This is a genomic window from Stenotrophomonas sp. PD6 (assembly GCF_049199305.1).
Classification (GTDB): domain Bacteria; phylum Pseudomonadota; class Gammaproteobacteria; order Xanthomonadales; family Xanthomonadaceae; genus Stenotrophomonas.
In genome coordinates, this window is sequence record NZ_JBLZQD010000011.1 from 63,994 (window position 1) to 78,251 (window position 14,258).

Sequence of the window (14,258 nt, forward strand, 5' to 3'; positions counted from 1 at the left end):
TGGCGCCGGCTGCGCCCGCAGGGGCGCCCGAGACCGAACTGGCGATCCGTGCGCGCGGGCTGACCAAGCGTTTCGGCGCACTGGTCGCGGTCGACCATGTCGATCTGAGCGTGCCGCGCGCCAACGTGTACGGCTTCCTCGGTCCGAACGGTTCGGGCAAGTCCACCACCATCCGCATGCTGTGCGGACTGCTCACGCCCAGCGAGGGCGAGATCGATGTGCTCGGGCTGCGCATCCCAGAGCAGGCCGAGGCGCTGCGGCGGCGCATCGGTTACATGACCCAGCGCTTCTCGTTGTTCGAGGACCTCACCGTGCGCGAGAACCTGGAATTTCTCGCCGCGGTGCAGGACATTCCGCGTGCGAAGGCGGCGCAACGCATCGATGCGCTGCTCGAGCAGTACCATTTCCAGGACCGCCAGAAGCAGCTGGCCGGCACCATGAGCGGTGGCCAGAAGCAGCGCCTGGCGTTGGCCGGCGCGGTGATCCAGGAGCCGGAACTGCTGTTCCTGGACGAGCCGACCAGCGCGGTGGACCCGGAATCGCGTCGCGACTTCTGGGAAAAACTGTTCGATCTGGCCGATGCGGGCACGACCCTGCTGGTATCCACGCACTACATGGACGAAGCCGAACGCTGCCATCGGCTGGCCATTCTGGATCGCGGCGTGCTGGTCGCCGACGGCAGTCCGGCCGAGCTGACCGCTGCGCTGCAGGGGCGTACCCTGGAGGTGCACGCGACGCAGCCGCGCCAGGCCCAGCGCACGCTGACGGCGGTGCCGGGCGTGCTCAGCGTGGCGCAGATCGGCAACACGCTGCGGGTGCTGCTGGACCGCGCCGACGATGCCGAGGATCGCCTGCAGCAGGCCCTGCGTACGGCGGGGCAGGGCGCGGAGGTGGTGCGCAGCGCGCCCAATCTCGAGGATGTGTTCGTGTCTGCCACGCGCGGCCGTGACGCGCCCGAGCACGGAGACGCGGCATGAACCTGCGCCGGCTCTGGGCGATCGTGCTGAAGGAACTGCGGCAGATGCGCCGCGACCGCGTCACCCTGGCCATGATCGTCGGCATCCCGGTGATGCAGCTGGTGCTGTTTGGTTACGCCATCAACCTCAACCTGCGCCACCTGGACACTGGTATCGCCGACCAGGCGGGTACCTCGGCCTCGCGCGCGCTGTTGATGGACATGGTCGCCACCGGCGTGATCACGCCGACCCTGCAGGCGGACACGCCCGAGCAGCTGATGGCGGCGCTGCGCCGAGGAAAGATCAGCGTGGGCATCGTGATTCCCGCCGATTTCGAGCGCCGCCGGTTCGAGGGCCGCGAGGCGGTGCAGGTGCTGGTGGATGGTAGCGACACGGTGGTGCAGAGCGCGGCGGTGCAGCTGGCGCAGGTGCCGCTCAACAGCCAGCCGCTCAGCAACGACCGCCCCCTGCGCGCCAGTCCGTCCGGCGCCGCCGGGCAGATCGGCGTGGTGGCGTTCTACAACCCCGAGCGGCGCTCGGCGGTCAACATCGTGCCGGGCCTGATCGGCATCATCCTGACCATGACCATGGTGATGTTCACCGCGGTGGCGATCGTGCGCGAACGCGAGCGCGGCAACATGGAACTGCTGATCGCCACGCCGTTGAGCCGCAGCGAGCTGATGGTGGGCAAGGTGCTGCCGTATGCGGCGATCGGCCTGATCCAGACCACCCTGGTGCTGGTGCTGGGCATGTGGCTGTTCGACGTGCCGGTGCGCGGCAGCGTGCTGGATGTCTACCTGGCGGCGATGCTGCTGATCACCGCCAACCTGTCGCTGGGCCTGTTGATCTCGACCAAGGCGCAATCGCAGTTCCAGGCCATGCAGATGACGATGTTCGTGTTCCTGCCGTCGATCCTGCTGTCGGGCTTCATGTTCCCGTTCGCGGGCATGCCGCGCATCGTGCAGTGGCTGGCCGAGGTGCTGCCGCTGACCCATTTCCTGCGCCTGGTGCGCGGCATCATGCTGCGCGGCGCACGCTGGTGGGAGCTGTGGCCGGAAGTGCTGGCGCTGCTGGCCTTCATCGCGGTGATGATGACCCTGGCGATTTCGCGGTTCCGCAAACGGTTGGATTGATCATGGATCGCGCAGCCACGCAGGGCATGGCTCTACCCCCGGTTGGCCGCGTGCCACGGCGCGGTGCCACCACCGCCGGCCGGCCGCGCGTCACGTCGCATGCTGGCTGCCGTAGAGCCACGCCCTGCGTGGCTGCGCGGCGTCCGGTCAGGCGACCACCAACCGCCCGCGCAACGAATTGCTGTACGCCTCGGTGATCTCCACATCGACCAGCTGGCCCACCAGGCGCGCCTGCCCCGGGAAGTTCACCGAGCGCATGTTCTCGGTCTTGCCGGTCAGCTCGTTCGGATCGCGGCGCGAGGGGCCTTCCACCAGCACCGTCTGCACGGTGCCGACCATGCCATGCGAAATGGCCGCGGCCTGTTCGTTGATGCGTGCCTGCAGCCGCGCCAACCGCGCATGCTTCTCGGCGTCGCTGATCGTGTCTTCCAGGTCGGCCGCGGGCGTGCCCGGGCGACGCGAATAGATGAAGGAGAAGCTGTGGTCGAAGCCGATATCCTCGATCAGCTTCATCGTCTTCTCGAAGTCCGCCTCGGTCTCGCCGGGGAAGCCGACGATGAAGTCCGAGCTGATCGAGATGTCCGGGCGCACCGCACGCAGTTTGCGGATCTTGGCCTTGAACTCCAGCGCGGTGTAGCCGCGCTTCATGGCCGACAGCACCCGGTCGCTGCCCGCCTGTACGGGCAGGTGCAGGAAGTTGGCCAGCTGCGGCACATCGCGGTACGCATCCACCAGCGAATCGCTGAACTCCAGCGGGTGGGAGGTGGTGAAGCGGATGCGGTCCACCCCGTCGATCTCGGCGATGGTGCGGATCAGCAGGCCGAGGTCGGCAAGTTCGCCCTCCCCATACGGGCCACGGTAGGCATTGACGTTCTGGCCCAGCAGATTGATCTCGCGCACGCCCTGCGCGGCCAGCTGGGCCACTTCCACCACCACGTCCTCGAACGGGCGGCTGACTTCGGTGCCGCGGGTGTAGGGCACCACGCAGAACGAGCAGTACTTTGAGCAGCCTTCCATGATCGACACGAAGGCCGAGCCGCCCTCGGCACGGGGCTCGGGCAGGCGGTCGAACTTCTCGATTTCCGGGAAGCTGATGTCGACCTGCGATTTGCCCGACTCGCGCCGCTGGCGGATCAGCTCGGGCAGGCGGTGCAGGGTCTGCGGGCCGAATACCAGGTCCACGTGCGGGGCGCGCTTGATGATCGCCTCGCCTTCCTGCGAGGCCACGCAGCCGCCCACGCCGATGATCACGCCACGGCCGTTGTTCTTCAGCGCTTTCCAGTAGCCGAGCTGGCTGAACACCTTCTCCTGCGCCTTCTCGCGGATCGAGCAGGTGTTCATCAGCAGCACGTCGGCCTCGGCCGGGTCGTCGGTGAGCTCCAGGCCCTCCTCGGCGGCGAGCACGTCGGCCATCTTGGACGAGTCGTACTCGTTCATCTGGCACCCGTGGGTCTTGATGTACAGCTTGCCGCGCACGGGGCCGGCCACCTGCGGCCGGGTGCCGGGCAGGGGCAGCAGGTCGGGGCGGGGCGAGGTGGTGTCAGGGGTGGCGGGCACGGGGGTGCCGGCCGAGGTCGGCAGGGTCGAAGCTGGCGTCCCGGTCATGGCGCTTATTCCAGTCGGGTGGGCGGGCAGGCAGTCCCGGAGGGCTGCGGATAGCCGGCAATTGTAGCGTGGTCGGCGGCCCAGCCACGCATGGCGTGGCTCTACGGTGGGACGGGCCGATACCTGGGACGGGCCGATACGCGGAACGGGCCGATACGCGGCACGGCCGAGGGCAGCAGGGGGTAGAGCCACGCCATGCGTGGCTGCCGTCAGGCGCACCGATCCGAGACGGAGGACACGGTCCGGTGTGGGTAGCGCGTCAAAGGGTTGGCAAGGGCGCGCGAAACAGGGACACTCCGCCCCATGAAGGGGATCTTGGGGATCGCTGCGCTGGCCTTGGCTGCGCTGACCGCTTTGCCGGCCAGTGCGGGCACCCTGTACAAGTGTGTCGGCGCCGACGGCATCCCCAGCTATGTGAGCAAGCGGGTCTCCGGTGCCAGCTGCAGCGTGGTCAGCAATTACCGGCCCGACCGCAACGCGCCGCGGCGCTATATCCCGCCACCGGCCCCAGCGCCCGCGCCCGTCGCGACGCCCGCCGCCGTGGCCGCGACGGTTGCCGGCCCGGCCCCGGTCGATGGCGGCAGCACCGCGCTCGCCCCGACGCCCGCCCCGGCCCAGGCCGCCACGGTACTTACCGCCGCCCCGGCGCCGGCCGCGCGGACCGGCAAGGCCGGCCGGGTGGTCAGCGGGCAGGTCTACTCCTATATGAAGGACGGCGTGCGCCACTACACCAGCAGCCGCCCGGCGCAGCTGGCGAGCCTGGGCCAGGTCCGCACCATCCACTACAGCTTCATCGAGCGCTGCTACGCGTGCGGCGCCAATCCCGGCGTGAACTTCGGCTCGGTGCGGCTCAATACCACCGCCTTCCAGAGCGAGATCGCCGCCGCCGCGCGCGAGTTCGGCGTCGAAGAGGCGGTCGTTCGCGCCATCATCCATGCCGAATCGGCCTACAACCCCACCGCGCTCAGTCGCGCCGGTGCCCAGGGCCTGATGCAGTTGATGCCGCCGACCGCGCGGCGTTTCGGCGTGACCGACTCGTACGATGCCGCGCAGAACATCCGCGGCGGCGTGCAGTACCTGTCGTGGCTGCTCAAGCGTTTCAACGGCAACCTCACCCTTGCGGCCGCCGGCTACAACGCAGGCGAGGGCGCGGTGGACCGCCACGGCGGCGTGCCGCCCTACAGCGAGACCCAGTACTACGTGAAGCGCGTCGCGCTGCTCGCCGACCGCTACCGGGGTGCTACTGCGTCATCGCAATAAGCCCGACTCGCCTGCGCGGCAGGCAGCTGCGCGACCACCATTGTGTCGCCGAGTCAGGTTCCGCTATAGTCGATCAGGATTCATTGTGGACTGGCCCCCACCGGTCTACTGGCAGCCTCAAGCTACCTAAATCAATATCGGAGTGCCGGATGGCCAACGATGGGGTAAACGATCCAGTCAACACTGGACGTCGACGATTTCTTTCAGCAACCACCGCAGTTGTGGGCGCAGTCGGCGTCGGTTTCGCAGCAGTTCCGTTCATCAAGTCCTGGAATCCCAGCGCCCGCGCCAAACTGGCCGGTGCTCCCGTGCTTGCCGATATCAGCGCGCTCCAGGAAGGCCAGCGACTGGTCATGGAGTGGCGTGGACAGCCGATCTGGATCGTCAAACGCTCCAAGGCCATCCTCGATGCGCTGCATGGACTGGACGGACGCCTGAAGGACCCCGAGTCCACCGTGGTGGACCAGCAGCCGGCCTACGTGCTCAAGCAGAATCCCGAATTCCGCGCGATCCGATCCGAGATCTCGGTATTGGTCGGGTTGTGCACCCATCTGGGCTGTTCGCCGGAAATGGTCGGCGAAATCCGCCCCGAGCCGTTCGACCCCCAGTGGAAGGGCGGCTACTTCTGCCCCTGCCACAAGTCGCGCTTCGACATGTCCGGTCGCGTGTTCCAGGATGTTCCGGCGCCGATCAACCTGCTGGTGCCGCCGCACCATTACCAGGACGACAACACCATCATCATCGGCGTTGATCCGCAGGGGGCGGCTTGATCATGGCCAATATCCTTTCCCGCACCGCCACCGGCGTCGCCGACTGGGTCAATGCACGCGCCCCCGGCCTGATGCCGGTGTACCGCAAGCACGTGAGCGAGTACTACGCGCCGAAGAACTTCAATCTCTGGTACTACTTCGGTTCGCTGGCGCTGCTGATTCTGGTCAACCAGATCGTGACCGGCATCTTCCTCACGATGCACTACAAGACCAGCGCGCTGGAGGCCTTCAACTCCGTCGAATACATCATGCGTGATGTGGAGTGGGGCTGGCTGATCCGCTACATGCACTCCACCGGCGCCTCGCTGTTCTTCATCGTGGTCTACCTGCACATGTTCCGCGGCCTGATGTACGGCAGCTACCAGAAGCCGCGCGAGCTGGTGTGGATCCTGGGCATGCTGATCTACCTGGTGCTGATGGCCGAAGCCTTCATGGGCTACGTGCTGCCGTGGGGCCAGATGTCGTTCTGGGGCGCGAAGGTGATCATCTCGCTGTTCGGCGCCATTCCGGTGATCGGCAACGGGCTGACCGAATGGATCATGGGCGACTACCTGCCCAGCGATGCCACCCTCAACCGCTTCTTCGCGCTGCACGTCATCGCGCTGCCGCTGGTGATCCTGCTGCTGGTCGTACTGCACCTGGGCGCGCTGCACGAGGTGGGGTCGAACAACCCCGACGGCGTGGAGATCAAGAAGGGCCCGAAGGGCAACCGCTGGTCGGCCACGGCGCCGACCGATGGCATCCCGTTCCATCCCTATTACACGCTCAAGGACGGGGTGGGCGCCGGCTTCCTGCTGATCATCGCCGCGTTCATCATCTTCTTCGCACCGGGGTTCGGCGGGCTGTTCCTGGAGCACGACAACTTCACCGAGGCCAACCGCCTGGTCACGCCGGAGCACATCAAGCCGGTGTGGTACTACACGCCGTACTACGCCATGTTGCGCGTGGTGCCCAACAAGCTCGGCGGTGTGCTGGTGATGTTCTCGGCCATCGCGATCCTGTTCCTGGTGCCCTGGCTCGACCGGGCACGGGTCAAGTCCTACCGCTACCGGGGCTGGCTGTCGCGCGCGCTGCTGGGCGTGTTCGCGGTGTGCTTCGTCTGGCTCGGGGTGATCGGTTCCGGTCCCGGTACCGATGTGCATGAGACCTACATCGGGCGCGTGTTGACCTTCCTCTACTTCGCCTTCTTCATCACCATGCCGCTATGGACCAAGCTGGACAGGACCTTGCCGGTACCGGACCGGGTGACCACGCATGACTGACCACTGGATTGTCCGGCTGGCCTGTGCGGCCGCCCTGATGTTCGCCAGCGCCGTGGCCGGCGCCGCCGAAGGCGGCAAGACCCTGCAGGCGGGCAATGATCTTGGCGACCGCGGCTCGCTGCAGCGCGGTGCGCAGCTCTACATGAATTACTGTTCGGGCTGCCACGCGCTCAAATACCTGCGCTATTCACGGATGGCAGAAGACCTGGGGCTGAGCGAAGAAGAGGTCATGAACAACCTCAACTTCACCGGCGTGCCGATCGGCGAGCCGGTGCCGGTGACGATGCCCAAGGCGCAGGCGGAAAAGTGGTTCGGCAAGATGCCGCCGGACCTCAGCCTGATTGCGCGGGTACGCGGCAGCGACTGGATCTATACCTACCTCAAGTCGTTCTACCTCGACCCCAGCCGGCCGCTGGGCTGGAACAACACGCTGTTCCCGAATGCCTCCATGCCCAACCCGCTGTGGGAGATGCAGGGACTGCAGCACGCCGTGCACGGCAAGCCGGAAAGCCCGGGTGCCGACGCGCCGGTGATCGGCCTGCAGCTGGCCCAGCCGGGCACGCTTGCTCCTGCGCAGTACGACCAGGCGGTGCGTGACATCACCAACTTCCTGGAATACGCGGGCGAACCGGCGGCATTGAAGCGGGAGAAGCTGGGCGTATGGGTGATTCTGTTCCTGGCCCTGCTGACCTTCCTGGCGTATCTGTTGAAGAAGGAGTACTGGAGGGACGTGCACTGAGGTCGCCGAATGGCCTATTGGCTTTTGTGAGGCCCAGTTGCACACTCGGGTACTGTGACGACCGTCGGCAATGGGCCGGCGGCGCCGACGCGGCCGGCGGATATCGGTCGCTGGAGAGCCTTTGATGGCGGCGAGCGTACGCATGCGGAATACCCTGACGCTGTTTTCCTCGAACGACGACGTGCTGTGCCATCGCGTGCGCCTGGTGCTTGCTGCCAAGGGCGTTACCTATGACTTCGTCCCGGTCGACCCGCAGAACCCGCCCGAGGATCTGATCGACCTCAATCCGTACCACTCGGTGCCCACGCTGGTGGAGCGCGAACTGGTGCTGTACGCGGCGTCGGTGGTCAGCGAATACCTGGACGAGCGCTACCCGCACCCGCCGCTGATGCCGGTCGACCCGCTGTCACGCGCGCGCATCCGCCTGGCCATGCTGCGCATCGAACACGATTGGGTGCCGCAGGTGCAGGCCATCCAGCTGGGCAACAAGGCCCAGGCCGAAGCCGGGCGCAAGCGGTTGAAGGAACTGCTGACCAGCGCGGTGCCGCTGTTCAAGGCCAGCAAGTTCTTCCTCAATCCGGAAATGAGCCTGGCCGACTGCGCGATGGCCCCGATCATCTGGCGCCTGCAGTCGCTGGACGTGCCGTTGCCCAAGGATGGCAAATCCATCGAAGACTATGGCAACCGCATTTTCCGCCACCCCGGTTTCATCCGCAGCCTGACCGACCAGGAAAAGAAGCTGCGCGATCTGCCGGTCTGAACGATGCAGGGGCGGCCGCTGCGGGGTTTCGCAACGGCCTGCCTGCATCGACGCTTTACGTCCGGGTGGCCGCATGCTGACCGCTGCACGGGCGGGCGCGTACACTTGCACCAGGCAACCAGAATCCAGAGCCGTCTAGCGATACGCGGCGCCACATAATGACTGAAGACACTTTCCGCATGACCAGCCACCGTCCGTACCTGTTGCGGGCCCTGGTGGAATGGATCAACGACAACGAACTGACCCCGCACATCCTGGTCGACGCCGGCATGCCGGGCGTGCAGGTGCCGCAGAGCGCGGTGAAGGACGGTCGGGTGGTCCTGAACATCGCCGAGCGCGCGGTGGTCCGGCTGCACATCGACAACGAGACCGTGAGTTTCTCGGCCCGGTTCTCCGGCACCAGCTACCCGGTGCAGGTGCCGATCTCGGCCGTGCTGGCCGTGTACGCGCGCGAGACGGGGCAGGGCATGGCGCTGCCCGACGATATTCCGGGCCACGAGCCGAGCGCGGACGACGAGCTGCCGCCCGACGATACGCCGACGCCGGACGACACCCCGCCCAAGCCCAGCGGCCGTCCGCATCTGCGGGTCGTGAAATAAAAAACAACGCCGCCTTCGGGCGGCGTGTTTATTTACACATCCTCGGCGCCGTTGGTATCCACGCTGCGCCGGATCTCGCTGATCCGCGCCGCCGACGGACCGACGAAGGCGATCAGCTGGTCGCCACGCAGCACCATGCGGCCGGTATGGCGGTCGATGCCGTCATACGAATACTCGAAGCGGTAGGTGCGCTCCCAGCCCAGCCAGCCGTTGTCCTTGCGGCACACGCGGATGCCGCTGGCGTGCACGGCCTGGTCCAGCCACTGCACGTCGGCCGCGCGGCAGGCATTGCGGCCCAGTTCGATGGCGCGTTCGGCCGCGGCGCGCGACGAATTCCAGAAGGCGTAGACAAACGCGCCGGCAATCATGATCAGGATCAAACTGGGCATCGGCGGCTCGGTGCGAAATCGGGGTCAGGAACGACCAAGATGGCGACGAACCGGCCCGGGATCAAGCCATTGCACCTGCCGGTAGCTCACGACCGTTGGTCGTGAGCCGACCACGCTGCTCAGGACGTGCGCGGCGGCGGATCCTGACGCTGCGGCTGCGGCTGCGGCTGCGGCTGCGGTTGCTGTTGCTGTTGCTGTTGTTGCGGTGGGGGCGACGGGGTCGGCCGCGGTGGCACAACGCGCGGGAAGGTGAGTTTGGGCTGGGGATTCGTGGCGGGTGCGCCGGGCTGGGTGGGCGCGGGCGGGGGGGGGGGTACGGTTGCCGGCGCGGCCGGTGCCGGGGTGCTGGATGACCCCATCGGCGTGGTAGCCACCAGCTTCAACAGCGCCGCCCAGTCCTGGCGGTTGAAGTTGCACTCGTCTTCGCGCCCGGGCGTACAGCCCACGTCATACGGATCGTTGGAGCGGGCCGGCGGCAGTTCGATGCGGCCATTTCGATCCAGCGACAGCTTGCGCATCGCCACCGTGTTCATGACGTTGCCGCCGATCAGGTAGAGCGTGTGGTCACCGCCCATGTTGGCCGCGATCACCACTTCGCAGTGCGACTTCCAGTTGGCCACCTTGCCGCTGCTGAACTGCTGCACCAGCCCGGCGTAGCTCAGCGTTTCGCTGCGGTCGCGCAGGTAGCAGAGCAGGTCGCCGGGCGCGGGCTTCTCCTGTGCGGGGTCGGTCATCCGGTACGGGCCGGTGTTCTGGTACGCCGCGCGGATGTAGTCGATGTGGCGCGGCGAACGGGTGAAGCCGGGCACGCCGGCGCGGCTCATCACCCAGGAGATGAAGGCGGCCGACCAGGGGTTGTCGATCAGGAATGCGCGGCAATCGCTGTCGGTGTAGCGCGAGCCAAAGGGCTCCATGCAACTGGCTGCGCCGGGCTGGCTGCCCATCGGCCCGAGGGTGCCGCTATCGCGCCAGTAGCCTACGACACGCTGCCACGCGACCATGCCGTTGTCGGCCAGGTACTCGCGTTCGGCCTCGCTGACGCCGAGGTTGGCGGCGCGGCCTTCGCCGTCGATGAAGGGCCGGTACCACAGCCGGTGCTCGTTACACGCAGTGCGGACGATGCTCACCGCCAGCGGGCTGAGCCCATAGCGCGGAGGGATGTCGCAGACTTCGGCGGCGGCGGCGCTACCCGGCAACAGCAGGGTGGCCAGGGGTGACAGGCAGGCGAGCAGGAGCAGGGGGCGCATGCGCGGTGTCCGGAGGGGGGCAGGCAAAGCCTCGCAGACAACGTCTGCCCATACCGTGAAGCCCGGGTAGCGCCGGGGCGTTTCAGCCCGGCGGGTCGCCCAGTTTCAGCGACAGATCGATCGCCTGCACGTGCTTGGTCAGGCCGCCGATGGAGATGCAGTCCACGCCGTCCTCGGCGATCGCGCGCAACCCGGCCAGGTCGACGCTGCCGGACACTTCCAGCGGGATCTGCCCGGCGGCGATGCGCACCGCGTCACGGCGCATGGCCGCGTCGAAGTCGTCGATCAGAATGCGGTCACAGCCCACCGCCAGCGCCTCGCGCAACTGGTCGAGGTCTTCCACTTCCACCACCAGCGGCAACTGCGGCCACTGCGTGCGCGCAGCCTGCACGGCCGCGGTCAGCGAGCCGGCCGCGCGGATGTGGTTTTCCTTGAGCATCACGGTATCGAACAGGCCTTGGCGATGGTTGTCGCCGCCACCGCAGCGCACCGCGTACTTCTGCGCTACGCGCAGGCCGGGCAGGGTCTTGCGCGTGTCCAGGATGCGGGTGCCGGTGCCGGCCACCGCAGCCACGTAACGCGCCGTGGTGGTGGCGGTGCCGGACAGGGTCTGCAGGAAATTCAGCGAGGTGCGCTCTGCGCTGACCAGGCTGCGGTTGCGCCCGTGCAGGATCGCCAGCACGGTGCCCGCGCGTACCGCGTCGCCTTCGGCCACGCGCCAGTCGATCGTGACGTCCGGATCCAGCGCCCGGTGGGTGGCGTCGAACCAGGGCCGGCCGGCGATCACCGCGTCCTGCTTGCACAGCAGGTAGGCACGTTCGGGCCGGTCGGGGAGCAGGGCGGCGGTCACGTCACCGCTGCCGATGTCCTCGGCCAGGGCGCGTGCCACATCGCCCTGGACCTGGTCGGCCGCCGGGGCCGTCAGCGGGGCGGGGCTCATTTTTCCGGGAAATCGGCGATCTGCGCGGTGGCAATGGCCTCTTCGGCCAGCAGCACCGGAATGCCGTCGTCGACGCGGAACACCTGCTTGCGGTCGCGGGTCAGCAGCGCCTCGCGCAGGGTCTGGGCCTGTGCGCTGCCGTCGGCCTTGACCACGCCACCGGCGCCGATGGCGCGGTTGAGCGCGTCCAGGCCCCGGGCATCGAGCAGGGACAGGGGCTGGCGGGTGTCGGGCGAGCACAGCAGGTCGATCAGCTTGCGATCCATGAATTCTTCGTCTTGCGTGGAAGGCGGCTAGAATACGTCTTTAAGGCAGGTGACGGCCAATGACCCTCAACCAATCCGCGCCGCTCGTCGGCATCGTCATGGGTTCCCGCTCCGACTGGGAGACCATGCAGCACGCCGCGCAGAAGCTCGATGCGCTCGGTGTTCCCTACGAAGTGAAAGTGGTGTCGGCGCATCGTACGCCCGACGTGCTGTTCACCTATGCCGAACAGGCCGGTCCGCGCGGCCTGCGCGCCATCATCGCCGGCGCCGGCGGCGCGGCGCACCTGCCCGGCATGATCGCCGCCAAGACGGCGGTGCCGGTGCTGGGCGTGCCGGTGCAGTCCAAGGCCCTCAACGGCATGGATTCGCTGCTCTCCATCGTGCAGATGCCGGCCGGCATCCCCGTGGCCACCTTCGCCATCGGCAATGCCGGAGCCTCCAATGCCGCGCTGTTCGCTGCCGCCATGCTGGCGCCGGAACAGCCCGCCATCGGCCAGGCGCTGGAGGGCTTCCGCGCCCGCCAGACCGAAGATGTCATGGCCCACGACGACCCGCGCCAATGACCCCGTTGACCGTTGGCATCCTGGGCGGCGGCCAGCTCGCCCGCATGATGGTCCTGGCCGGTGCGCCGATGGGGCTGCGCTTTGAACTGTTCGACCCGGCTGCGGATGCCTGCGGCGGGCAGCTGGCGCCGTTGCAGGTGGCCGCGTTCGAGGACGAGGTCGCCCTTGCCGCGTTCGCCGAACGGGTGGACGTGGTGACCTTCGATTTCGAGAACGTGCCGGCGCGCAGCGCGCAGTTCCTGGCCGAGCGGGTGCCGGTGTATCCCAACCCCGATGCCCTGGCCGTGGCGCAGGATCGCCTGAGCGAGAAGACCCTGTTCCGCGAACTGGGCATTCCGCTGCCGGCGTTTGCCGATATCCGCAGCCGCGAAGAGCTGGCCGCGAACGTGGCCGGGTTCGGCCTGCCCTGCATTCTCAAGACGCGCCGCTTCGGCTACGACGGCAAGGGTCAGTTCCGCCTCCGCAGCGAGACCGACATCGACGCCGCCTGGGCCGCGTTGGGTGGCCAGGTGGAGCGCACCGGACTGATCCTGGAGGGCTTCGTGGCCTTCGAGCGCGAAGTGAGCGTGGTCGCCGTGCGCGGCCAGGATGGCGAGTTCCGTGCCTGGCCGGTCACCGGCAACTGGCATGTGGAGGGGGTGCTGTCGGCCAGCCTGGCCCCGGCCCAGCTCACCGCCGCACAGCACGACGCGGCCATCGGCTACGCGCAGACGCTGGCCGAGCGGCTGGACTACGTGGGCGTGTTCGCGCTGGAGCTGTTCTGCCGTGGCGACGAGCTGCTGGCCAACGAGATGGCGCCGCGCGTGCACAACTCCGGCCACTGGACCATCGAAGGCAGCGAGACCTCGCAGTTCGAGAATCACCTGCGCGCCGTGCTGGGTCTGCCGCTGGGCGACACCCGCATGCTCGGCCATGCCTGCATGCTCAACTGGATCGGGGAAATGCCCGACCCTGCGGCGGTGCTGGCGCAGGCCAGTGGCCACTGGCACGACTACGGCAAGCAGCCGCGTGATGGCCGCAAGGTGGGGCATGCCACGTTGCGCGACGATCAGGCAGGCGCGCTGGCTGCCGCACTGGAAGCCGTGGGGCAGCAGCTGGATCGTGCCGAACAGGTGGGTCCGGCGGTCGCCAGCCTCAATCGCGCAGCTGCGCGGCCACGAAGTCCCAGTTGACCAGTTTCCAGAACGCCTCCAGGTAACGCCCGCGCGCGTTCTGGTAGTCGGTGTAATACGCGTGTTCCCACACGTTGCAGCCCAGCAGCGGCGTGCTTTGGCCGGTCAGTGGCGTGCCTGCGTTGCGCGTGGACTGGATCGCCAGCGCGCCGCTGGGGTGCTGCACCAGCCAGACCCAGCCGGAGCCGAACACGGCCAGCGCCACCCGGTCGAATTCCTCGCGCAGCCGCTTGCCATCGCCGAAATGGCGTCCGGTCAGTTCACCCAGCGCGCCGGCCGGATCGCCGCCCCCGCGCGGATGCATGCATTGCCAATAGAAGGCGTGGTTCCAGGCCTGGGCGGCCATGTCGAACAGGCTGCCCTGGCTTTGCCGGACGATCTCGTCCAGGCCCAGCTCGGCCAGTTCGGTGCCCTCGATGCGCGCGTTCACCGCCTCCACGCAGGCGCGGTGGCGGGCGAGGTGCAGGTCCAGCGCAGGTGCCGAGAAGTGGGGCTGCAGGGCAGTGCGGTCGTAGGGCAGGCGGGGCAATTCGAGGGGCATGGGTCGCTGCGGGCTGGAGACGGGGCGCCGGAGGCAGGGCCAGTAGGATTACAATG

The 14,258-nt window shown here is 67.7% G+C and carries 15 protein-coding genes and 1 pseudogene; 10 read left to right on the plus strand and 6 right to left on the minus strand.

What is annotated here, in order from left to right; all coding sequences use genetic code 11:
- Window positions 1–44: 44 nt before the first annotated feature.
- Complete coding sequence (locus tag ACOZHM_RS15020; RefSeq protein ID WP_421570180.1) at window positions 45–977, plus strand: ATP-binding cassette domain-containing protein; 933 nt, start codon at window positions 45–47, stop codon at window positions 975–977.
- Entirely contained in the window at window positions 974–2,089 is a 1,116-nt protein-coding gene (locus tag ACOZHM_RS15025) for an ABC transporter permease (RefSeq protein WP_421570118.1), read from the plus strand. Before ACOZHM_RS15020 ends, ACOZHM_RS15025 begins: the two co-directional genes overlap by 4 nt.
- 147 nt (window positions 2,090–2,236) lie before the next feature.
- Here the strand turns inward: ACOZHM_RS15025 and miaB are convergent, their stop codons facing one another.
- Entirely contained in the window at window positions 2,237–3,694 is a 1,458-nt protein-coding gene (gene miaB, locus ACOZHM_RS15030) for a tRNA (N6-isopentenyl adenosine(37)-C2)-methylthiotransferase MiaB (protein WP_421570119.1), read from the minus strand.
- A gap of 303 nt (window positions 3,695–3,997) precedes the next feature.
- Here miaB and ACOZHM_RS15035 point away from each other — a divergent pair, with 303 nt between their 5' ends.
- From ACOZHM_RS15035 to ACOZHM_RS15060, 6 genes are all read left to right on the plus strand, one after another.
- On the plus strand, window positions 3,998–4,954 hold the full coding sequence (locus ACOZHM_RS15035) for a lytic transglycosylase domain-containing protein (protein ID WP_421570120.1): 957 nt from the start codon (window positions 3,998–4,000) through the stop codon (window positions 4,952–4,954).
- Window positions 4,955–5,103: 149 nt separating this feature from the next.
- Complete coding sequence (gene petA / locus ACOZHM_RS15040; RefSeq protein WP_421570121.1) at window positions 5,104–5,724, plus strand: ubiquinol-cytochrome c reductase iron-sulfur subunit; 621 nt, start codon at window positions 5,104–5,106, stop codon at window positions 5,722–5,724.
- Between the two features lie 2 nt (window positions 5,725–5,726).
- On the plus strand, window positions 5,727–6,986 hold the full coding sequence (locus tag ACOZHM_RS15045; RefSeq protein ID WP_421570122.1) for a cytochrome b: 1,260 nt from the start codon (window positions 5,727–5,729) through the stop codon (window positions 6,984–6,986).
- Between the two features lie 37 nt (window positions 6,987–7,023).
- The gene (locus tag ACOZHM_RS15050) at window positions 7,024–7,725 is read left to right on the plus strand and encodes a cytochrome c1 (RefSeq protein ID WP_421570181.1); all 702 of its coding nucleotides are present in this window, start codon (window positions 7,024–7,026) and stop codon (window positions 7,723–7,725) included.
- Window positions 7,726–7,849: 124 nt separating this feature from the next.
- Complete coding sequence (locus ACOZHM_RS15055) at window positions 7,850–8,485, plus strand: glutathione S-transferase N-terminal domain-containing protein (RefSeq protein ID WP_421570123.1); 636 nt, start codon at window positions 7,850–7,852, stop codon at window positions 8,483–8,485.
- A gap of 158 nt (window positions 8,486–8,643) precedes the next feature.
- A complete protein-coding gene (locus tag ACOZHM_RS15060; protein WP_421570124.1) occupies window positions 8,644–9,084 on the plus strand; it encodes a ClpXP protease specificity-enhancing factor in 441 nt (146 codons plus the stop codon).
- 32 nt (window positions 9,085–9,116) lie between these two features.
- Here the strand turns inward: ACOZHM_RS15060 and ACOZHM_RS15065 are convergent, their stop codons facing one another.
- The 4 genes and pseudogenes from ACOZHM_RS15065 to ACOZHM_RS15080 all read right to left on the minus strand — a co-directional run bounded on the left by ACOZHM_RS15065 (window position 9,117) and on the right by ACOZHM_RS15080 (window position 11,926).
- A complete protein-coding gene (locus tag ACOZHM_RS15065; RefSeq protein ID WP_421570125.1) occupies window positions 9,117–9,473 on the minus strand; it encodes a DUF3301 domain-containing protein in 357 nt (118 codons plus the stop codon).
- Between the two features lie 182 nt (window positions 9,474–9,655).
- Window positions 9,656–10,720 (minus strand): annotated as a pseudogene (locus ACOZHM_RS15070) (DUF2272 domain-containing protein); the annotation flags it as partial.
- Window positions 10,721–10,802: 82 nt separating this feature from the next.
- Entirely contained in the window at window positions 10,803–11,660 is an 858-nt protein-coding gene (gene nadC / locus ACOZHM_RS15075) for a carboxylating nicotinate-nucleotide diphosphorylase (RefSeq protein ID WP_421570126.1), read from the minus strand.
- Window positions 11,657–11,926, minus strand: a complete 270-nt coding sequence (locus tag ACOZHM_RS15080; protein ID WP_421570127.1) for a Trm112 family protein — start codon at window positions 11,924–11,926, stop codon at window positions 11,657–11,659. The genes nadC and ACOZHM_RS15080 overlap by 4 nt, the downstream gene beginning before the upstream one ends.
- Before the next feature lie 59 nt (window positions 11,927–11,985).
- On the opposite strand from ACOZHM_RS15080, the gene purE reads away from it, so the two are divergent.
- Together purE and ACOZHM_RS15090 are read left to right on the plus strand one after the other, a co-directional pair.
- Window positions 11,986–12,489, plus strand: a complete 504-nt coding sequence (gene purE, locus ACOZHM_RS15085; protein ID WP_421570128.1) for a 5-(carboxyamino)imidazole ribonucleotide mutase — start codon at window positions 11,986–11,988, stop codon at window positions 12,487–12,489.
- Complete coding sequence (locus ACOZHM_RS15090) at window positions 12,486–13,661, plus strand: 5-(carboxyamino)imidazole ribonucleotide synthase (RefSeq protein WP_421570129.1); 1,176 nt, start codon at window positions 12,486–12,488, stop codon at window positions 13,659–13,661. Before purE ends, ACOZHM_RS15090 begins: the two co-directional genes overlap by 4 nt.
- On the opposite strand, the gene ACOZHM_RS15095 is transcribed toward ACOZHM_RS15090, so the two are convergent.
- Window positions 13,624–14,202 (minus strand): superoxide dismutase, encoded by a 579-nt coding sequence (locus ACOZHM_RS15095; protein WP_421570130.1) that lies wholly within the window; start codon window positions 14,200–14,202, stop codon window positions 13,624–13,626. The two genes, ACOZHM_RS15090 and ACOZHM_RS15095, sit on opposite strands and share 38 nt — an antisense overlap.
- Window positions 14,203–14,258: the final 56 nt, after the last annotated feature.